Below are 19,194 nucleotides of genomic sequence, written 5' to 3'. Positions count from 1 at the left end.
TTAATTACGTTTGGTTTTTAAGACAATAAAAAAGGACGCCTAAGCGTCCTTTTTTTGTTTTCTTACTTTAATGCTTACTATTTTCTAGCGGCATCTTTAGCTGCTTTAGCTGCTTTAACTTCAGCGATAACAACTTCTGCTACGTTGTTAGGACAAGGCATGTAATGAGAGAATTCCATTGAGAATTGACCACGACCTGATGTCATTGTACGTAATGTTCCGATGTAACCGAACATTTCTGAAAGAGGTACGTCAGCTTTAATACGAACACCAGAAACACCTGCGTCTTGACCTGCGATCATGCCACGACGACGGTTTAAATCACCAATAACATCACCAACGTGATCATCAGGCGTAAACACATCAACTTTCATGATAGGTTCGATTAACTGAGCACCAGCTTTTGGAATTGACTGACGGAAAGCACCACGAGCAGCGAGTTCAAAGGCAACAGCAGATGAATCGACCGCGTGGAAACCACCATCGTATAATTCAATTTCAACGTCAAGTACAGGGAAACCAGCAAGAACACCAGTATCCATCATGCCTTTAAAGCCTTTCTCGATTGCTGGGAAGAATTCCTTAGGAACGTTACCACCAACAACAACAGAGCTGAATACGAAACCAGAACCAGGTTCGCCGGGCTTAATACGGTAATCAATTTTACCGAACTGACCAGAACCACCAGATTGTTTCTTATGTGTGTAAGAATCTTCAATTGCGGTAGTGATTGTTTCACGGTACGCAACTTGTGGCTTACCAACTTCTAATTCAACACCGTAGCTACGTTTTAAGATATCTACTTTGATATCTAAGTGAAGCTCACCCATACCAGATAAAATTGTTTCACCTGAATCAATATCAGTTTCAACCATAAACGTTGGATCTTCTGCAACCATTTTACCGATAGCTAGACCCATTTTCTCAGTTGAACCTTTATCTTTTGGTGTTACAGAGATTGAAATTACTGGCTTAGGAAATACCATAGCTTCTAGAACGATAGGGTGTTTAGGATCACATAATGTGTGACCTGTCTGAACATTACCTTTCATTCCAACAATCGCGATGATATCACCAGCTTGTGCTGAAGTAAGTTCGTTACGGTCATCAGCTTGCATTTCACACATACGTCCAACACGCTCAGTTTTTCCTGTAGCAGCGTTAAGAATGGTATCGCCTTTCTTCAATGTACCTGAATAGATACGTACGAAAGTTAATGTACCAAAACGGTCATCAGTGATTTTGAATGCTAACGCTTTGAATGTTTCTTCTGCAGAAACGATTGCGAATTCGCCATTAGGCGTACCTTCTTCATCAGTAAGTGGTTGAGGATTAACATCTGTAGGCGAAGGCAAGTAATCAACAACAGCATCAAGAATTAATTGAATACCTTTGTTTTTAAATGCAGATGCACCGTAAGTTGGGAAGAAAGTCATATCACGAGTACCAGCACGGATACACGCTTTGATTTGTTCTACAGTAGGAACCATTTCCCCTTCTAAGAACTCCATCAACATATCTTCATCAACTTCTAAAGCTGTTTCGATTAACTGTATACGGTACTCAGCAGCTTTTTCTACCATATCCGCTGGAATATCAGTAATTTCAAAGTTTTCTGGAAGACCTGTGTCATCCCAGATGTAAGCTTTTTCGCTAAGAAGGTCAACAACACCAACAAAGTCATCTTCTTCGCCAATTGGCAAAGTCATAATAAGTGGCGTAGCACCTAAAACGTTTTTAACTTGCTTACAAACACGGTAGAAATCAGCGCCTAAACGGTCAAGTTTGTTGATCATGATAATACGAGCAACTTTTGAGTCGTTCGCGTAACGCCAGTTAGTTTCTGATTGTGGTTCAACACCACCAGAACCACAGAATACGCCGATACCACCATCAAGTACTTTAAGTGAACGGTAAACTTCAACAGTGAAATCAACGTGACCAGGAGTATCGATGACATTGAAACGGTGATCGTTCCAAAAACAGCTTACCGCAGCAGACTGTATGGTAATACCGCGCTCAGCTTCTTGTTCCATGAAGTCAGTGGTAGATTCACCATCATGTACTTCACCAGTTTTATGGATCTGACCGGTTAATTTAAGGATACGTTCAGTTGTTGTGGTTTTACCAGCATCAACGTGAGCGAAGATACCAATATTTCTATATTTAGATAAATCTGCCATTACTTTACTCTATTTAAGTCGCTACTAAAAAAGCGGAATTGTTGAAAATTTGCGCGCGAGTATACCATGGTTAACGTGAATCTACATAAAAAAATATAAATTATTTAAGATAAACAATAAAAGAATGAAGGTGGTTTATTAACGTTATTACTTATATTTAATGGTATAAATTAAGAAAAATATCGAGTTGTGTTGCGACGATATAATAAGCTCAGTTGTTATATAAGTATCAGTATTAATTTTTAAGGAGATAAAGTTGGAACAAAGGAATGCTGAATTAATAAATGAAATAATTAAAGGGATGGTAAAAGGTGACCCGAATGCGTTTGAAAAATGTTATCAATTATACTCTCCAGCTATTTATACGGCAATTTTTAAAATTTGCCAAAATCGCGAAACAGCTTGTGATCTGTTACACGATACCTTTATAGACGCTTTTGAAAATATAGCGCAGTTTGATACCGATAATAACTTTATCCCTTGGTTAAAGCGCATTGCCTTTAATAACAGTTTTAATCATCTTAAAAAACAAAAAAATACTTTAAAGCTATTCGATCAGATAGCAAATACTGAAAAAGCACAGCCTAAACCTATGACAAGTATGGCAGGGGATAAAGATTTATTAACTAAGTTATTAACAAATATTCCTGAGAGGCAACGATTAATATTATGGCTATTTATTGTTGAGCAATACAGTCACGATGAAATTGCTTTATTAGTGAATCAATCGGCAAGCTATTCTAAATCGATAGTATCGCGCTGTTTAAAAGCATTACGCAATGATGTTGAGGAGAATAAAGATGCATATATGTGAAAACCGTTTAGGGAAAAATCTTAATGATATAGAGCGCGTGCACATAGCGCAGTGTCAAGAGTGCGCATATCAACACCAATTAATGACAGATCTTAACAATAATGTGAATACCATGGAGTTAATTGAGCCACCAGTGGCAGTTTGGGAAAAGTTAGCTCGCTCTTCTGTTGTTAAACGTAAAAAAAGAGTGCGTAAGTGGGTCTTTTTCGCTGCTGTAGCGGCCTCAACCAGTTTCATCAGCTTTACTTGGTTGATGTTTAACAATTACCAATTGCAAAATCAGTTAGAACTAGTGTTACAAGTGAATCAATCCTTAGAATTGCAATTAACTTTAAATAAAATGCCTACCTTCAAACAAGCACAGTTAATCACCCTGGTAAGGGAAATAGAATATCGATTACACGGGGCAACAACCGTTGAAAAATTAGCCCTATTAAAAGAGCGCCAACAACTCGTCAGTAAAATAGTTAACTTGCAAAAAGGAAATAGCAATGTATACAGTATTTAATAAAATGGTTTCACTGAGCTTATATGTCGCTCTATCTATACTTATAACAAATAAAGTGTTTGCCACTGAATGTGGAGCGATCCATTTTTCTAATGAAGTTATCAACGACCAACAATATGTTGTTGTTGTTAGAGCAGACAATGGTGTAAGTGTCATGGACCTAGGAAAATATCGAGATATTGTCGAAGGTGAGTACCGATATATTTTAGCGGCAGGCGATCATAACCTTATATTGGACATCTGGTTAAAAAAAGACTTTAGCAGAATGTATCGCACTTGGAAAAGAGTGATTGCTTTTCACCCCGATGCTGTTAAACCTGAGCCTACACTAACTAGGCTAATAAAAGTTTCAGTAACTACAGACCAATTTCTTCAGTTTTCACTTTCAGGGCCTAGAGTAAATGCTAATTTTGAATTAACTAACGAATCGTCTGAAAAGTGTAATCCAAGCAACTTAATGCCAAGTCAGCTGTTTTTAGACGATGAAACAATTGCTAATAACCCAGAATTACCCGAAGTATTAGAATATCGATTGGCTAGATTGATGGCCGATATCGCTGACGATACTTTAAAACATGACAATCAAGTTAAAGTTGCCGTTATTGCCAATATAGCTCCGTTAGAAGTTGATACCGATTTTGGCATTGTTTTAGATGATGACAATACACGTATTAAACTATTAGCTGTATTACCTAACTCCTTAGCGGATGCTTTAGGATTAGTAAGCAGTGATATTATTATTGCTATGGGCGGTAAGCCGGTTGATTTAAAAGGGACGTCTGCCGAAGATATCGTACTTTCATACCTGTATTCGGTCAAACACAATGATGCATTAACAATGGTGGTGAAAAGAAATGATGAATCAATCCAATTAAGTCATCAATACTTACCTTTGGCTTTTCCAGAAGCGAGTTATCAAATCTATAATCAACGTAAAGAAGGCAAAGTTTTGATAAAAAAAGGGATGTTAATAAATGGTTATGCTTTACCAGCCGCCTTAGATTATCAATATAAACAATTAAGGTTAGCAATAAACGATTACATTCAAGGAATAAAAACGAGTGATGGTGTGATAACGCTCGTTAGAGCAGCATCTTTTGACAAAAGTTTTGGCATTGATGTTTTAATCCCGACTAACAAAAAAGGAGGGATTGAGATTCTTGCTATAGAACCGTATAGCCCCGCAGCTAAGTTAGGACTAAGAAAGAGTGATGTACTGTTGGCGATCAATAACCAGCCACTGACTAACATGAAGATAGAGGAACTGGGCAGTCTTCTGACCAGCTTAACCGTTGGTGAAAACTATTCAATTAAGGTTAGTAGAAGTCGGCAAGTAACAGTGTTAAATGATAATTATCAGCCAAGAGCGTTTCCTGCATTCACCCTAGATATAACACTTATTTCACCGCAAAGTATTGAGGTTAAACTCGATTTTATGTATTCCATGAATAGATACTCCTTATCATTAGAGAATGCTACGTTAATAAGATCTAGTACAGAAAACAGGGACGGGTTCTATATTAGAAATCTAGGAGGGACAATTCCATTAAAAACATTAAGCGACAAAAAATCGCAAAAAAAAGGCTATACAGACTTGCAAGGGAAGACACATGACCATTGATAGATAAGTAGTAAAAGCCAATGTAAACCTACACCTCCAAAGGTAGACGATGTGTTGGTCAACGGTATGTCATCAAGTTACGTTTTTGAATAAACGTAACTTTTATCAATTAGCACTTACATAATGGGTATTCAATGTAGGTGTATGTTATATGAATAGCAAAAAGGACAGAGCAATAAATACACTAGTTAATAAAATAACTTGGTTGATTTTAGGTATTAGCCTATCCCTGTTTATTTCAAATGAAGTAACGGCTAATGAATGTGCAGCTATTCACTTTTCTCAAGAAAACATTGAAAATAATGAATATGTTGTGGTTAAAGGCGATAATGGCATTGGTGTTCCACTCGATTTATTCAACTATCGAGATATAAAAGAGGGCAATTACTCGCATATGCCTTCTGAAGGTAACCATCATTTATTTTTGAAGTTGCACTTTTATCACCTGACCACATTATCTGAAAATAAAGTAGATATACTAAAGCAAAGAGTTAGGCATAGTTTTCAAGGAAATTTACCGGAACGAATGACTCTGCCAGTAAAAGGGAGTAATGCTGTTGCTAGAAGCACACTCGGATATTAAATTTTTAAAATACTTGTCCCTACTATATCCATTAAATGGTTATAACAGCATTCGCAAAAATAATTGCGACCTTTTCCTATACAGTACTAAATTGTTATACCTAACCTGAGAACTAGATAATGATTGGTTTTGCCATACAGCCGTTGCCAATTATTGTCTTTGAATACACGTTAGTAAAAATAATTGCGACCTTTTATATGACTAAATTGTTATACCTATTAATAAGTGAATGAAAGGATATGTTTTGCAGAAATGGAATGAAAATCTAGTAGATAAAATGAAAGAAGGAGAGCAAGGTGCATTCGAGCAATGCTACCGGTTACTCTCTCCTATTATCTTTACTGCAATTCTTAAGATTTGTAAAAACCGCCATGATGCTAATGATCTATTACAAGATACCTTTGTAGATGCTTTTGACAATTTAGCTTCTTTTCATCAACAGGTACCTTTTATTGCTTGGCTAAAAAGAATAGCCTTTAATAATACGTTTAATTTTTTAAAAAAAATTAAACGCTTAACAATTGGCACTGACCATATACCCGAGGCGGTGTCTTTGGAAAATAGTATTGAAAGCGACTATGAGAGCCGCAATTTATTACTTTACTTGTTCGAGCGATTGTCCGAAATGGAGTGTTTGATTATGTGGCTATATATAGCAGAGCAATATAAGCATAGTGAAATCGCGGAAGTTATTGGAAAAACGCCAAGTTATTCAAAATCAGTTGTCTGTCGATGTTTACAAAAGTTAAGGGCGAATGCAGAGGTAAAAAAGTATGCTAATTAGCAAAATAAATGGTGATGACTTAACTGAGCAAACGCGTCAGCTTGATTCATATTTAACCCTTGATTCGGTACGTAAAGAAATAACTGCATTGCAACAGTCGGCAGATGAAATAGCGCTAGAAACACCCGATGAACTCAATTGGCAGAAAATTAATCATCGTTTAGCCGCTTCAACTCATCGTACAAGGGGGCAGAGTAAATCTATAAATATATTTACAGAGAAAAAACCGTTACTCGCTATGGCTGCGTCGCTGTCATTTTTATTTATAGGTGGTTTGAGTTGGTATAACTATCAATTACAACAACAGTTAGTTATGGCATTAAAAACTAACCAAAGCATGGAATTACAACTCGCTGAATATAGCCAGCTACAAGTAAATCAATACTATCTATTGCAAGAAATCTCTGCGGTGGAAGCCAAGCTGCTTAACGAACCATCTTTGAAAGTTAAGGTAGCGATATTAAAACACAGGAGCGCATTAATGCAACAAGTGCTCGAGTATCAACAAGGAGGTAACGATGAGTTTAGTATTTAAGGCCTTATTCACTAATAAGTATAGTGGTGTGTTATTAGTGCTGCTTTTATCAAAGCCCTTATTCGCCGCAACGCCACAAACGCATGAATGTGCAACGCTAGCGCTGACCGCTAATAATCAACAAAGCCAGGCGATAACCTACCAGCTGTTGTCACATAACAATAGTGCGATTGATAACAACGCCTATTTAGATAATAGCTACCAAGCCGTGTTTATCGCTCCAGGACAACATAGCTTAAAGGTGAGGGCTTGGCGGACAGCCGATTATCTCAGTTACCACAATGGTATTGATGTAAATAAACAGCAGGCATTGATTAAAAAAACTGTTGACCACCAGCTATTAATAACCGTGGTTGCCGACGCTAACTATCAACTGTTACCGATAAACGAAGAGGATGGAAGTGTACTCGTCTTAGAAAAAAATCTGCAAAATTGTCATCCAGACACTCGCAGCGTGTTAGTAGCTAAGCATCAGCCATTAACATCCCAGATGATAAATTCGGTCTCCTTACCCGGAGATCTTGAGATACGCTTATATAATTTAATGGGAAAGTTAGCGCTTGAGAACTCATCAAGTATTAAGGGTTCAGTAGCAACAAGTAATATAGTGCCGCTTAGATTAATGGGGAGTTTTGGTCTGACGTTTGACCAAGGTAATGATACCAACAATGACACACTGAAGGTATTAACCGTTCATCCTTTCTCCGTCGCCCATACCTTAAAATTAGCCAGTGGTGATGTGATTGTAAATCTAAACAATAAAAGTGACTTAACGGTAAAAGCTTCACCCAATCAGAAGTTTCAACACTATGTTAACCGTTTAGTTATTGGCGAGGATATAGAGATTACCGTTCGACGAGATAATAAAGAACGGCTATTAAAAGGTAATTACCAGCCAAAAATATTGCCTGAAAGCCACTATAAAATAAATGGTACTGCCATTGTAGATTCATTCGACGATAAGCAATGTGCATCGTTAAGTCGATACTTCACGGGGATAAAAGGCTATAAGATAATTAGCCATAATGGTCAGTCACTGAGTGAGCTTTATGGAAATTCAGCTCCAACAAGGTTAAGCCTGTCGCCAGGCGTTCATCGATTTCAAGCGGTATTTTCTCCTCGACCTACTCGTGCCATTAATAGTCAAATGGGGAGTACCCTTGATATTGCCCCAAGAATATCGGGCGGGAGCCGAGCGGGTGAAGCGGGTATTAAAACCTTAATCCGTACAAGAGCAGGTTCGATTAATGGTTGGTTTGGTAATCCTACTGATCGTAATTCAGCCAGAACCAATGGTACGATAGTCGACGATTATATCATTGAGCCAATGGTGGGGCGGCCATTACTGAATGTTACCCTAAATGTTGAACAGGCTAAGCAATATAAATTAACGCTAGCACAGGAATCTACTGAGTCTAGACAGTCGATTTATGAAATTACGTCAACAGCTACGTTAAGTGAAATAGATTGTGCTGAAACTGTCTTATCGGCAATTTTATCGCCGCCATTAACAACGCAGTCCTTAATAAATAGTCAGACCTTAACGCCTTCACTTCAGTACGAGTTAGATCAATTGTTGTTGGAAGTGGCCTCTTATTATCAGGTCAGTGGTATTAACACCGGTATTGTTGATATTTACCGCGAGAAAAAGCTCGATAATAAGTATGGCCTTATTGGTAAGATGACTGATTATCGAGCAGGTTATGCCTTGTTAGTTAAACAAGTCAGTAGTAATAGCATGGCAAGTCGGGCAGGTTTGTTGGCGGGAGATAAAATATTGGCTTTAAACAACACCATTTTTATTGATAACAAGCCAAGTGAATTTTTAGCCGGTATAGCAAAGTTAAAAGCGGATGAAGTCTATACATTACTTATTTTAAGAGAAAATGAACAACGTGAGTTCGTTGCGGTTTACCAAGAAAAAGATCTTCCTGCTTTCTTCTTGTCAGTAGATATGACCTCTGTAGCACAAGCCCAACAGGCTTTGGATCGGATAAACAGTTCAAACTAAGCTGATAATAGGGATAGCCATTTGTACTAAAAAGCAGATAACCTATATTAACAATCAATAACGGAGACAACTGATGAATAAATTTACAATTATAACCGCGTTATCATTAATACTGGCTGGATGTAGCGCTTATCAAATCAAAGCCGATGTTGATGAAGGTAAATTTCGCTTTGTTAACTTTGAAAAAGAACGGGGTAAGCAATTTGAGTATATCCATCTTATGTGTCTGTATAAAAGGCCAATTGAATGGAATCTACCTAAGCAGTATCAAGCAGGTAATCACCAATTATGGGTAAAAGCGCAAATTTACCAAAATGGCATGAGCATTCGTGAAAAGAATGCCTTCGTTAAATTTGACGTAACGTTAAAAGCAGGCCTGAGTTATAAATTGAACCGCTCTTTTGATGATGATAATAATATTTCCATTTGGATCGAAGAAGAACAGTCTAAAAATATTGTTTCAGAAATTATTATCACTGAACTCCTTAGACCCTTGCTTATTGAAAAATCATTGAGAACTGAGCAATGTGAGTCGGGATCAATTTAGTCTGATCGCCACCGCATCTGAGCTTTAGTGATAAAAAATATTTAGGCTTGATAAATATTATCAGTTATGTATAATATGCATCCGCACATCGCTCACGCTTTGTGCGGATTTTCACTTTAGCCTTTACGGTTAAGGTTTACAGCAGCTCCGATAGGGAGTTGAATGTTATTAGCGATACACCCCCCTTTTACATATAAAAGGTGATGGGATGTATTTTGTTGTTCTTTAAAAATGGGGATTTGATTAATGTCAAATCAAAGAATTCGCATTCGTTTGAAAGCGTTCGATCATCGTTTGATTGATCAATCAACAGCTGAAATCGTAGATACTGCAAAGCGCACTGGTGCTCAGGTTCGTGGTCCAATTCCACTTCCTACACGTAAAGAGCGTTTTACTATCTTGACTTCTCCACACGTTAACAAAGATGCGCGTGATCAGTATGAAATTCGTACTCACAAACGCATGATTGATATCGTAGAGCCAACTGAAAAGACTGTAGACGCATTAATGCGTTTAGATCTAGCAGCTGGCGTTGACGTTCAAATCAGCTTGGGTTAAGGGGTTTTAACAATGACTATTGGTCTAGTTGGACGTAAAGTAGGCATGACTCGTATCTTCACTGAAGATGGCGTTTCAACACCTGTAACCGTTCTAGAAGTTGAAGCCAACCGTATTTCTCAAGTGAAAACTTTAGAAACTGACGGTTACTCGGCGCTTCAAGTTACAACAGGTAGCCGTAAGGCTAGCCGTGTTACAAAACCAGCAGCTGGGCATTTCGCTAAAGCTGGCGTTCAAGCAGGCCGTGGCCTGTGGGAATTCCGCTTAAACGAAAATGAAGGCGAAGGTTTAGAATTGGGCGGTGAAATCACTGTTTCAATTTTTAATGACACTAAATTAGTAGACGTAACCGGTACATCTAAAGGTAAAGGCTTCCAAGGCGGTATTAAACGCTGGAACTTTACTATGCAAGATGCTACTCATGGTAACTCTGTCTCTCACCGTTCAAACGGTTCGTTAGGTCAGTGTCAAACACCAGGTCGCGTTTTCAAAGGCAAAAAAATGTCTGGTCACATGGGTTCTGTGCGCTGTACTACACAAAACCTTGAATTGGTTCGCGTTGACGCAGAACGTAACTTGCTCCTTATTAAAGGTGCGGTTCCGGGTGCTATCAACGGTAACGTAATCATCAAACCAGCTGTTAAAGCTTAGTCCAGGAGATTCGTGATGGAATTATCATTAAAAGACGCTGCAGGTGCTCTTGAAGTTTCTGAAGCAACTTTTGGACTTGAGTTTAACGAAGCATTAGTACATCAGGTAGTAGTTGCATATGCAGCTGGCGCTCGTCAAGGTACTCGTGCTCAAAAGACTCGTTCAGAAGTAAGTGGCGGTGGTGCAAAACCTTGGCGTCAAAAAGGTACTGGCCGTGCTCGTGCTGGTACTAGCCGTGGTCCAATTTGGCGTTCTGGTGGTGTAACATTCGCTGCTAAACCTCAAGACCACAGCCAGAAAGTAAACCGTAAAATGTACCGTGGTGCGATTAAAAGCATCCTATCTGAGCTTGTTCGTCAAGATCGCTTAGTAGTGGTAGAAAACTTTACTGTTGAAACACCAAAAACTAAAGAATTAGTAGCTAAACTAAACGGCTTGGAGTTAAAAGATGTATTAATCATCACTCCAGAAGTTGATGAGAACTTGTTCTTATCAGCACGCAACTTGTACAAAGTTGACGTTCGTGACGTAGACGGTATTGACCCAGTTAGCTTGGTTGGTTTCGAAAAAGTTTTGATGACTGCTACTGCAGTTAAACAACTTGAGGAGATGTTAGGATGATAAGCGAAGAACGTTTGTTAAAAGTGCTTTTAGCACCGAACATTTCTGAGAAAAGCACTATGGCATCTGAAGCAAACAACACTGTTGTTTTCAAAGTTGTTACTACTGCTACTAAAGCTGAAATCAAAGCTGCTGTTGAGAAACTTTTTGAAGTTTCAGTAGACGGTGTTCGCACATTAAATGTTAAAGGTAAAGTGAAACGTACTGGTGCTCGTTTTGGTCGCAGAAGCGACTGGAAAAAAGCATACGTTACTCTTGCTGAAGGCAGCGACATCGACTTCGTCGGCGCGGAATCATAGGAGTTTACGAAAATGGCTATAGTTAAATGTAAACCTACTTCTCCGGGTCGTCGCCACGTAGTTAAAGTGGTAAACACGGAGTTGCATAAAGGTAAGCCTTACGCACCATTACTAGACACTAAGTCTAAGTCTGGTGGTCGTAATAATAACGGTCGTATTACGGTTCGTCATATTGGTGGTGGTCACAAACAACATTACCGCATGATCGATTTTAAACGTAATAAAGATGGTATCCCTGCAAAAGTTGAACGTTTGGAATATGATCCAAACCGTTCTGCTAATATTGCACTAGTATTATATGCTGATGGTGAACGTCGTTACATCCTAGCCCCTAAAGGCTTAAGCGCTGGAGATACAGTCCAGTCAGGTGTTGACGCTCCAATCAAAGCTGGTAATACTATGGCTTTACGCAACACACCATTAGGTAGTGTTGTGCATGCAATCGAACTTAAACCAGGTAAAGGTGCTCAAATAGCACGTGCTGCTGGTACTTACGCTCAACTAGTTGCTAAAGACGGTGCATATGTCACTTTACGTCTTCGCTCTGGCGAAATGCGTAAAATTGAGTCTGACTGTCGTGCTACTTTAGGTGAAATCGGCAATTCTGAACACATGCTTCGCTCTTTGGGTAAAGCTGGTGCTTCAAGATGGCGCGGTGTTCGCCCAACTGTTCGTGGTGTTGCCATGAACCCAGTTGATCACCCACACGGTGGTGGTGAAGGCAAAACGTCTGGCGGTCGTCACCCGGTATCCCCTTGGGGCGTACCAACTAAGGGTTACAAGACTCGTTCAAACAAACGTACTGATAAATTTATCGTGCGTCGTCGTACTAAATAGTACATTTAATTAATACTCTGATTGTTTGAACTTGGTTTGCTTCGGTAAAGTTAAGTTCAACATGAAGGGTAAATAAAGAGGATTCACCATGCCACGTTCTCTCAAGAAAGGTCCATTTATAGACCTACACTTGCTGACGAAGGTAGAGAAAGCTCTGGAAAGCGGGAATAAAAAGCCAATTAAGACTTGGTCCCGTCGTTCAATGATCATCCCAACGATGATCGGATTGACCATAGCTGTCCATAATGGCCGTCAACACGTACCTGTATTTGTAACTGATGAAATGATCGGTCACAAATTAGGAGAATTTGCACCAACTCGTACTTATCGCGGTCATATCGCTGATAAGAAAGCGAAGAAATAGGGGAAATTGAATGGAAGCTATCGCTATACATAAATTTGCCCGCGGTTCTGCTCAGAAAGCACGTTTAGTTGTGGATCAAATCCGCGGCTTACATGTAGAGAAAGCACTTGAAATTTTAACTTTTAGCAACAAATCAGCTGCTGAATTAGTTAAAAAAGTACTTAACTCTGCAATTGCTAACGCTGAACATAACGAAGGTGCAGACATTGATGAACTTATCGTAAAAACTATTACAGTTGACGATGGTCCTACAATGAAACGTATTCGTCCTCGTGCAAAAGGCCGCGCGGATCGTATAATTAAGCGCACAAGTCACATTACTGTGATCGTGTCTGATTCTTAGGAGTATATTAGTATGGGTCAAAAAGTTCATCCTAACGGTATTCGCTTAGGTATCACGAAACCTTTCGCGTCTACGTGGTTTGCAAGTAACAAAGACTTCGCTGAAAATTTACGCGGTGACCATTTGGTTCGCGAATATTTGAAAGAGAAGCTTGTTCGTGCATCATTATCAAAAGTAGTTATTGAGCGTCCAGCTAAATCTATCCGCGTAACAATTCATACGGCTCGTCCGGGTGTTGTTATCGGTAAGAAAGGCGAAGATGTTGAGAAACTACGCTTAGCAGTTTCTAAAATTGCTGGTGTTCCTGCTCAAATCAACATTGCTGAAGTACGTAAGCCAGAAATGGATGCGCAGCTTGTTGCTGACAGTATTGCTAGTCAATTAGAACGTCGTGTGATGTTTCGTCGCGCTATGAAACGTGCTGTACAAAATGCTATGCGTCTAGGCGCAAAGGGTATTAAAGTACAAGTAAGTGGTCGTTTAGGCGGTGCAGATATTGCACGTGCTGAATGGTATCGTGAAGGTCGTGTACCACTACACACTTTACGTGCTGACATCGATTACGCTATTGCACGCGGTAACACAACTTATGGTGTTATTGGTATCAAAGTGTGGATCTTTAAAGGTGAAATCATTGGTAACATGCCTCTACAGGCAGAAGTACCAGCGGCTAAACCTAAAAGAAAAAACAACCGCAAGCCTAAGTAGGAGCTAAGTAATGTTACAACCAAAACGTACTAAATTCCGTAAGCAATTTAAAATGCGCAACCGTGGTCTTGCACACGTCGGTAGCTCAGTTAGCTTCGGTACTTTCGGTTTAAAATCAATGGAACGTGGTCGTATGACTGCGCGTCAGATTGAAGCGGCACGTCGAGCAATGACTCGTCACGTAAAGCGTCAAGGTAAAATCTGGATACGTGTATTCCCTGATAAGCCAATTACTAAAAAGCCTCTTGAGGTTCGTATGGGTAAAGGTAAAGGTTCAGTGGAATATTGGGTATGCCAAATTCTACCTGGCCGTGTTCTTTATGAAATGGAAGGTGTATCGGAAGAAATCGCACGCGAAGCATTTGCTTTAGCAGCGGCTAAACTTCCGTTCAAAACATCTTTCGTAACTAGAACGGTGATGTAATGAAAGCTAGTGAATTAAAAGATAAAAGCATTGAAGAGCTAAATACTGAAATGCTTGCATTATTACGCGAACAGTTTAACTATCGCATGCAAGCAAGCACAGGACAATTAGCACAAACTCATTTGCTAAGAACGGTACGTCGCAATATTGCACGTGTAAAGACTATCATAACTGAAAAGGCAGGTAAGTAATGAGCGAAGCTAAAATCCGCACACTACAAGGTCGTGTTGTCAGTGATAAAATGGATAAGTCTATCACTGTATTAATTGAACGTCGTGTTAAGCACCCTATTTACGGTAAGTACCTTACACGTTCAACTAAGTTGAAAGTGCATGATGAGACTAACCAATGTAATGCTGGTGATTTAGTAACAATTCGTGAAGTTGCACCAATTTCAAAGTCTAAAAACTGGACTTTAGTTGCTGTAATTACTAAAGCATAATTTACTTTTTGTAAATTTGTTTTAACGAACGTGTTAAATAAAAACCCTATCACAATGTGATAGGGTTTTTTTTTGCTTAAAATATTGCCGACAACTAATGGCTTGATGATGAGATGCCAGTGGTGTTAAAGGATATTTTACTAGGGTGAATGCTTAGCAATTGTTTATTTTTTAACTAAATAAGGTATCACTTTCATTTTGGTGGTGTTATAATCTCGCGCCCTCCAGATTCGTCTGACGTTTCTATGAGGGCAGTAGAAGGCAGTGACGGGTCAAATTTCTGGCCTTAAATTATATCTAAGTTTGTTTAGATAAATAGCGGAGTAAAACTCAATGATCCAAATGCAATCACAACTGAACGTAGCTGATAACAGCGGCGCTCGACGTGTACAGTGTATAAAGGTTCTTGGTGGTTCGCACCGTCGCTACGCGCGTATCGGTGATATCATTAAAATTGCAGTGAAGGAATCAAATCCTCGCGGCAAAGTTAAAAAAGGTGATGTTCTGACTGCGGTAGTTGTGCGCACTAAGAAAGGTGTTCGTCGTTCAGATGGTTCAACCATCCGTTTTGATGAAAACGCGGCTGTAATGTTAAATGCTAACTTACAACCAATTGGTACTCGTATTTTTGGTCCAGTGACGCGTGAACTTCGTAATGAAAAGTTCATGAAAATCGTTTCACTTGCACCTGAAGTACTATAAGGAGTCACGATAATGGCATCTAAGATTCGTCGTGATGATGAAGTTATTGTACTAGCTGGCAAAGACAAGGGTAAGACTGGTAAAGTCACTAAAGTTCTTGTTGATGACGGCAAAGTATTTGTAGAAGGCATAAACTTGATCAAGAAACACACTAAGCCTGTACCTCAGTTACAGCAGCCTGGTGGGATTATTGAAAAAGAAGCTTCTTTACAAGTTTCAAACGTAGCGATTGTTAACCCTAAAACGGGTAAAGCAGATCGTGTAGGCTTTAGAATTGAAGACGGCAAAAAAGTTCGTTTCTTCAAATCTAACAACGAACTAGTTTAATTATTGGAGTAAACGATGGCGAAACTGCATGATTTTTACAAAGATACTGTTGTAAACGACCTTCAGAAGAAGTTCGAATACAAAAGTGTCATGCAAGTCCCTCGGATTGAAAAGATCACCCTTAACATGGGTGTTGGTGAAGCTATTGCTGATAAAAAAGTATTAGACCATGCCACAAATGATCTTACTGCAATCTCAGGTCAAAAACCAGTTACGACTGTAGCACGCAAATCTGTTGCGGGCTTTAAGATTCGTGAAGGTTATCCTATTGGTACAAAAGTAACTCTACGTGGCGAACGTATGTGGGAATTTTTAGAGCGTTTAATTTCGATCTCTATTCCTCGTATCCGCGATTTCCGTGGCTTAAACCCTAAGTCATTCGATGGCCGTGGTAACTACAGCATGGGCGTACGTGAGCAAATAATCTTCCCTGAAATCGATTACGATAAAATCGATAAAATTCGTGGGATGGATATTACTATCACTACTAGCGCGAAGAATAATGAAGAAGGACACGCATTGTTGTCTGCCTTTAGCTTCCCGTTTAAGAACAAGGTGTAGAGTTATGGCTAAAACGTCAATGAAAGCTCGTGAAGCTAAAAGAACCAAATTAGTAGCACAGTACGCTGAAAAGCGTAGTGCATTAAAAGCAATCATCTCTAACGATAATTCTTCTGAAGAAGATCGTTGGGATGCTGTATTGAAACTTCAAAGTTTACCTCGTGATTCATCAAGTAGTCGTCAACGTAACCGTTGTAACATTACTGGTCGTCCTCATGGTTTCTTACGTAAATTCGGTTTAAGCCGAATCAAATTGCGTGAAGCAATGATGCGTGGTGAAGTTCCAGGTCTTAAGAAAGCTAGTTGGTAATTCACGGGAGTAAATTGTTATGATGACTGATCCTATCGCGGATATGTTTACACGCATTCGCAACGGTCAATCTGCAGCAAAAGTTGCAGTTACAATGCCATCTTCTAAAGTTAAAGTTGCTATCGCAAACTTGCTTAAAGAAGAAGGTTATGTATCAGAGTTTTCAGTATCAGGCGAAGTTAAGCCTGAGTTATCTGTAACTTTGAAATATTTTGAAGGTAAAGAAGTAATTGAAACGATCAAGCGTGTTTCACGTCCTGGTCTTCGTATATACAAAAGCTGTGATGAACTTCCTAAAGTTCTTGCAGGTATGGGTATTGCGATCGTATCTACTTCTAAAGGTCTGATGACTGATCGCGCTGCTCGCTCTGCGGGTATCGGCGGTGAAATCATCGGTTTCGTAGCGTAAGGAGAAATATATGTCTCGTGTTGCAAAAGCACCTGTCGTTGTTCCTGCTGGCGTTACTGTTACGTTATCAGGTCAAGACATTATAGTTAAAGGTCCAATGGGCGAATTATCTCGCACGATCCATAGTGACGTTGTTATTTCTCAAGAAGAAAATAGCATCATTACTAATATCGTTGCCGATGTTAAAGGCGCTTGGGCTCAAGCCGGTACTACACGTGCTTTAATCCAGAATATGGTTGAAGGTGTAAGTACAGGTTATGTAAAAACATTGTTATTAAACGGTGTTGGTTATCGTGCAAAAGCTGATGGTAAGTCTTTAAACTTATCTTTAGGTTTATCACACCCAGTTAACCACGCAATCCCTGATGGGATTACTGTTGAAACTCCTAGTCAAACTGAAGTCATACTGAAAGGTGCTGATAAACAGTTGGTTGGTCAAGTTGCTGCAGACATTCGTTCTTACCGTAAGCCAGAGCCTTATAAAGGTAAAGGTATACGTTATAGTGACGAGCATGTTCGTCGTAAAGAAGCTAAGAAGAAGTAGGATAATACTATGGATAAGAAAACATCTCGTTTGCGCCGCGCTAAACGCGCTCGTGCAAAAATTAGCGAGTTGGGTGCGAATCGTTTAGTTGTATTTCGTACTCCTCGCCATATTTACGCGCAATTGATCGCTCCAACGGGTTCTGAAGTAATCGCATCTGCGTCTACTTTAGACAAAGAAATCAGTGCTCAGTTAGATAAAACAGGTAACGTTGCCGCAGCAACTGCAGTCGGTACAGCAATTGCTGAACGTGCAGTAGCTAAAGGGATCACTAGCATTGCTTTTGATCGCTCTGGTTTCCGTTATCATGGTCGCGTAAAAGCGTTAGCAGAAGCAGCTCGTGAAGCTGGTCTGCAGTTCTAGGAGTTGATAATGGCTAATCATAATCAAGAAAACTCACAACAAAGTGATATGGCTGAAAAGCTAATTGCCGTTAACCGCGTTTCAAAAGTGGTTAAAGGTGGTCGCATATTCAGTTTCACTGCACTTACAGTAGTTGGTGATGGTGCTGGACGCGTTGGTTTTGGATACGGTAAAGCACGTGAAGTGCCTGCTGCAATCCAGAAAGCAATGGAAAAAGCACGCCGTAACATAGTAACCGTAGATTTGAAGGGTACTACTCTTCAGCATGTCATCATTGGCAAGCATTCTGGTTCTAAAGTTTACATGCAACCAGCTTCTGAAGGTACAGGTATCATCGCCGGTGGCGCGATGCGTGCAGTACTAGAAGTTGCAGGTGTTCAGAACGTATTGTCAAAAGCATACGGTTCTACTAACCCGATCAACGTAGTTCGTGCTACTGTCTCAGCTCTTGCGAATATGAAATCGCCGGCAGGTGTTGCAGCTAAGCGTGGCAAAACCGTTGCAGACATACTGGGGTAATTGAGCATGGCTAAAACAGTAAAAGTAACTCAAATGAAAAGTTCTATCGGTCGTTTACCGAAGCATAGAGCTACATTAAGAGGTCTTGGATTACGTCGTATCCGTCATACAGTAGAGTTAGAAGACACTCCATCTGTACGCGGTATGATTAACACAGTATCTTATATGGTTAAGGTGGAGGATTAATTATGCATTTAAATACTTTATCTCCTGCACCAGGTGCAAAGAAAGCTAAGAAGCGCTGTGGGCGCGGTATTGGTTCTGGTATTGGTAAAACAGGCGGACGTGGCCACAAAGGTCAGAAGTCTCGTTCTGGCGGTAGTGTACGTCCAGGTTTCGAAGGTGGTCAAATGCCATTGAAACAACGTTTACCTAAGTTTGGTTTCACGTCACGTAAATCTTTAGTTCGCGCTGAAGTACGTTTACATGAACTAAACAACATCACAGGTGATGTTGTCGATATCTTTGCTCTTAAAGATGCAAACCTAATCACACGTAACATCAAAACAGCAAAAATTATGTTGTCTGGTGATATTAACCGTCCAATTACGGTTCGTGGTTTAGGTGTTACTAAAGGCGCACGTGCAGCTATTGAAGCTGCTGGCGGAAAAATCGAGGAATAGTAC

Annotated in this window: 30 protein-coding genes; 29 read left to right on the top strand and 1 reads right to left on the bottom strand. The window is 39.6% G+C overall.

Annotated elements, in window-relative coordinates; translation table 11 throughout:
• Nucleotides 1–77: 77 nt before the first annotated feature.
• Nucleotides 78–2,183, bottom strand: a complete 2,106-nt coding sequence (fusA, locus tag H4J66_RS10250) for an elongation factor G (RefSeq protein ID WP_182173973.1) — start codon at nucleotides 2,181–2,183, stop codon at nucleotides 78–80.
• Nucleotides 2,184–2,439: 256 nt separating this feature from the next.
• Between fusA and H4J66_RS10245 the strand changes: the two genes are divergently transcribed.
• The 29 genes from H4J66_RS10245 to rplO all read left to right on the top strand — a co-directional run bounded on the left by H4J66_RS10245 (nucleotide 2,440) and on the right by rplO (nucleotide 19,191).
• Nucleotides 2,440–2,997 carry an RNA polymerase sigma factor gene (locus H4J66_RS10245; protein WP_182173970.1) on the top strand — a complete coding sequence of 186 codons (558 nt, stop codon included), beginning with the start codon at nucleotides 2,440–2,442 and terminating at the stop codon, nucleotides 2,995–2,997.
• Nucleotides 2,984–3,505, top strand: a complete 522-nt coding sequence (locus tag H4J66_RS10240; protein WP_182173967.1) for a hypothetical protein — start codon at nucleotides 2,984–2,986, stop codon at nucleotides 3,503–3,505. The genes H4J66_RS10245 and H4J66_RS10240 overlap by 14 nt, the downstream gene beginning before the upstream one ends.
• Nucleotides 3,489–5,126, top strand: a complete 1,638-nt coding sequence (locus tag H4J66_RS10235) for a PDZ domain-containing protein (protein ID WP_182173964.1) — start codon at nucleotides 3,489–3,491, stop codon at nucleotides 5,124–5,126. The genes H4J66_RS10240 and H4J66_RS10235 overlap by 17 nt, the downstream gene beginning before the upstream one ends.
• Before the next feature lie 151 nt (nucleotides 5,127–5,277).
• Nucleotides 5,278–5,709, top strand: a complete 432-nt coding sequence (locus H4J66_RS10230) for a hypothetical protein (protein WP_182173961.1) — start codon at nucleotides 5,278–5,280, stop codon at nucleotides 5,707–5,709.
• 244 nt (nucleotides 5,710–5,953) lie between these two features.
• A complete protein-coding gene (locus tag H4J66_RS10225) occupies nucleotides 5,954–6,493 on the top strand; it encodes an RNA polymerase sigma factor (protein ID WP_182173958.1) in 540 nt (179 codons plus the stop codon).
• Nucleotides 6,483–7,028 carry a hypothetical protein gene (locus H4J66_RS10220; protein ID WP_182173955.1) on the top strand — a complete coding sequence of 182 codons (546 nt, stop codon included), beginning with the start codon at nucleotides 6,483–6,485 and terminating at the stop codon, nucleotides 7,026–7,028. The genes H4J66_RS10225 and H4J66_RS10220 overlap by 11 nt, the downstream gene beginning before the upstream one ends.
• Nucleotides 7,012–9,039 carry a hypothetical protein gene (locus tag H4J66_RS10215; RefSeq protein WP_182173952.1) on the top strand — a complete coding sequence of 676 codons (2,028 nt, stop codon included), beginning with the start codon at nucleotides 7,012–7,014 and terminating at the stop codon, nucleotides 9,037–9,039. The genes H4J66_RS10220 and H4J66_RS10215 overlap by 17 nt, the downstream gene beginning before the upstream one ends.
• 73 nt (nucleotides 9,040–9,112) lie before the next feature.
• The gene (locus H4J66_RS10210) at nucleotides 9,113–9,586 is read left to right on the top strand and encodes a hypothetical protein (protein ID WP_182173949.1); all 474 of its coding nucleotides are present in this window, start codon (nucleotides 9,113–9,115) and stop codon (nucleotides 9,584–9,586) included.
• Nucleotides 9,587–9,832: 246 nt separating this feature from the next.
• Nucleotides 9,833–10,144, top strand: a complete 312-nt coding sequence (rpsJ, locus tag H4J66_RS10205; protein ID WP_070375080.1) for a 30S ribosomal protein S10 — start codon at nucleotides 9,833–9,835, stop codon at nucleotides 10,142–10,144.
• Nucleotides 10,145–10,156: 12 nt separating this feature from the next.
• Nucleotides 10,157–10,795 (top strand): 50S ribosomal protein L3, encoded by a 639-nt coding sequence (rplC, locus tag H4J66_RS10200; protein ID WP_070375079.1) that lies wholly within the window; start codon nucleotides 10,157–10,159, stop codon nucleotides 10,793–10,795.
• A gap of 15 nt (nucleotides 10,796–10,810) precedes the next feature.
• Nucleotides 10,811–11,416, top strand: coding sequence for a 50S ribosomal protein L4 (gene rplD, locus H4J66_RS10195; protein WP_070375078.1), 606 nt, complete (start codon nucleotides 10,811–10,813; stop codon nucleotides 11,414–11,416).
• Nucleotides 11,413–11,715 (top strand): 50S ribosomal protein L23, encoded by a 303-nt coding sequence (rplW, locus tag H4J66_RS10190; RefSeq protein ID WP_070375077.1) that lies wholly within the window; start codon nucleotides 11,413–11,415, stop codon nucleotides 11,713–11,715. The genes rplD and rplW overlap by 4 nt, the downstream gene beginning before the upstream one ends.
• 12 nt (nucleotides 11,716–11,727) lie before the next feature.
• A complete protein-coding gene (gene rplB, locus H4J66_RS10185; protein WP_070375076.1) occupies nucleotides 11,728–12,552 on the top strand; it encodes a 50S ribosomal protein L2 in 825 nt (274 codons plus the stop codon).
• An 88-nt stretch (nucleotides 12,553–12,640) separates the two neighbouring features.
• Nucleotides 12,641–12,916, top strand: a complete 276-nt coding sequence (gene rpsS, locus H4J66_RS10180; protein ID WP_070375075.1) for a 30S ribosomal protein S19 — start codon at nucleotides 12,641–12,643, stop codon at nucleotides 12,914–12,916.
• A 10-nt stretch (nucleotides 12,917–12,926) separates the two neighbouring features.
• Nucleotides 12,927–13,259: a 50S ribosomal protein L22 gene (gene rplV, locus H4J66_RS10175; protein WP_070375074.1), complete on the top strand. Its 333-nt coding sequence runs from the start codon at nucleotides 12,927–12,929 to the stop codon at nucleotides 13,257–13,259.
• 12 nt (nucleotides 13,260–13,271) lie between these two features.
• Entirely contained in the window at nucleotides 13,272–13,967 is a 696-nt protein-coding gene (gene rpsC, locus H4J66_RS10170) for a 30S ribosomal protein S3 (RefSeq protein ID WP_070375073.1), read from the top strand.
• A 10-nt stretch (nucleotides 13,968–13,977) separates the two neighbouring features.
• Nucleotides 13,978–14,391, top strand: a complete 414-nt coding sequence (gene rplP / locus H4J66_RS10165; protein ID WP_070375072.1) for a 50S ribosomal protein L16 — start codon at nucleotides 13,978–13,980, stop codon at nucleotides 14,389–14,391.
• Nucleotides 14,391–14,582, top strand: coding sequence for a 50S ribosomal protein L29 (gene rpmC / locus H4J66_RS10160; protein WP_070375071.1), 192 nt, complete (start codon nucleotides 14,391–14,393; stop codon nucleotides 14,580–14,582). The genes rplP and rpmC overlap by 1 nt, the downstream gene beginning before the upstream one ends.
• Nucleotides 14,582–14,833, top strand: a complete 252-nt coding sequence (rpsQ, locus tag H4J66_RS10155; RefSeq protein WP_070375070.1) for a 30S ribosomal protein S17 — start codon at nucleotides 14,582–14,584, stop codon at nucleotides 14,831–14,833. The genes rpmC and rpsQ overlap by 1 nt, the downstream gene beginning before the upstream one ends.
• A 333-nt stretch (nucleotides 14,834–15,166) precedes the next feature.
• Nucleotides 15,167–15,535, top strand: a complete 369-nt coding sequence (gene rplN, locus H4J66_RS10150) for a 50S ribosomal protein L14 (protein ID WP_070375069.1) — start codon at nucleotides 15,167–15,169, stop codon at nucleotides 15,533–15,535.
• Between the two features lie 12 nt (nucleotides 15,536–15,547).
• Nucleotides 15,548–15,862, top strand: a complete 315-nt coding sequence (rplX, locus tag H4J66_RS10145; protein ID WP_070375068.1) for a 50S ribosomal protein L24 — start codon at nucleotides 15,548–15,550, stop codon at nucleotides 15,860–15,862.
• Nucleotides 15,863–15,877: 15 nt separating this feature from the next.
• Nucleotides 15,878–16,423: a 50S ribosomal protein L5 gene (rplE, locus tag H4J66_RS10140; protein ID WP_070375067.1), complete on the top strand. Its 546-nt coding sequence runs from the start codon at nucleotides 15,878–15,880 to the stop codon at nucleotides 16,421–16,423.
• Between the two features lie 4 nt (nucleotides 16,424–16,427).
• Entirely contained in the window at nucleotides 16,428–16,733 is a 306-nt protein-coding gene (gene rpsN, locus H4J66_RS10135; RefSeq protein ID WP_070375066.1) for a 30S ribosomal protein S14, read from the top strand.
• A gap of 19 nt (nucleotides 16,734–16,752) precedes the next feature.
• Nucleotides 16,753–17,142 (top strand): 30S ribosomal protein S8, encoded by a 390-nt coding sequence (gene rpsH / locus H4J66_RS10130; RefSeq protein ID WP_146799770.1) that lies wholly within the window; start codon nucleotides 16,753–16,755, stop codon nucleotides 17,140–17,142.
• Between the two features lie 10 nt (nucleotides 17,143–17,152).
• Nucleotides 17,153–17,686, top strand: a complete 534-nt coding sequence (rplF, locus tag H4J66_RS10125) for a 50S ribosomal protein L6 (protein ID WP_070375065.1) — start codon at nucleotides 17,153–17,155, stop codon at nucleotides 17,684–17,686.
• Between the two features lie 9 nt (nucleotides 17,687–17,695).
• Nucleotides 17,696–18,049 carry a 50S ribosomal protein L18 gene (gene rplR / locus H4J66_RS10120; RefSeq protein ID WP_070375064.1) on the top strand — a complete coding sequence of 118 codons (354 nt, stop codon included), beginning with the start codon at nucleotides 17,696–17,698 and terminating at the stop codon, nucleotides 18,047–18,049.
• Between the two features lie 9 nt (nucleotides 18,050–18,058).
• Entirely contained in the window at nucleotides 18,059–18,568 is a 510-nt protein-coding gene (gene rpsE / locus H4J66_RS10115; RefSeq protein WP_070375063.1) for a 30S ribosomal protein S5, read from the top strand.
• A gap of 6 nt (nucleotides 18,569–18,574) precedes the next feature.
• Complete coding sequence (gene rpmD, locus H4J66_RS10110) at nucleotides 18,575–18,754, top strand: 50S ribosomal protein L30 (RefSeq protein ID WP_070375062.1); 180 nt, start codon at nucleotides 18,575–18,577, stop codon at nucleotides 18,752–18,754.
• A 2-nt stretch (nucleotides 18,755–18,756) separates the two neighbouring features.
• Complete coding sequence (rplO, locus tag H4J66_RS10105) at nucleotides 18,757–19,191, top strand: 50S ribosomal protein L15 (protein WP_070375061.1); 435 nt, start codon at nucleotides 18,757–18,759, stop codon at nucleotides 19,189–19,191.
• The last annotated feature ends 3 nt before the right edge of the window (nucleotides 19,192–19,194 follow it).

It is taken from the genome of Colwellia sp. MB3u-55 (assembly GCF_014076785.1).
Classification (GTDB): Bacteria; Pseudomonadota; Gammaproteobacteria; order Enterobacterales; family Alteromonadaceae; genus Colwellia_A.
This window is presented reverse-complemented; position numbering and strand designations above follow the sequence as displayed.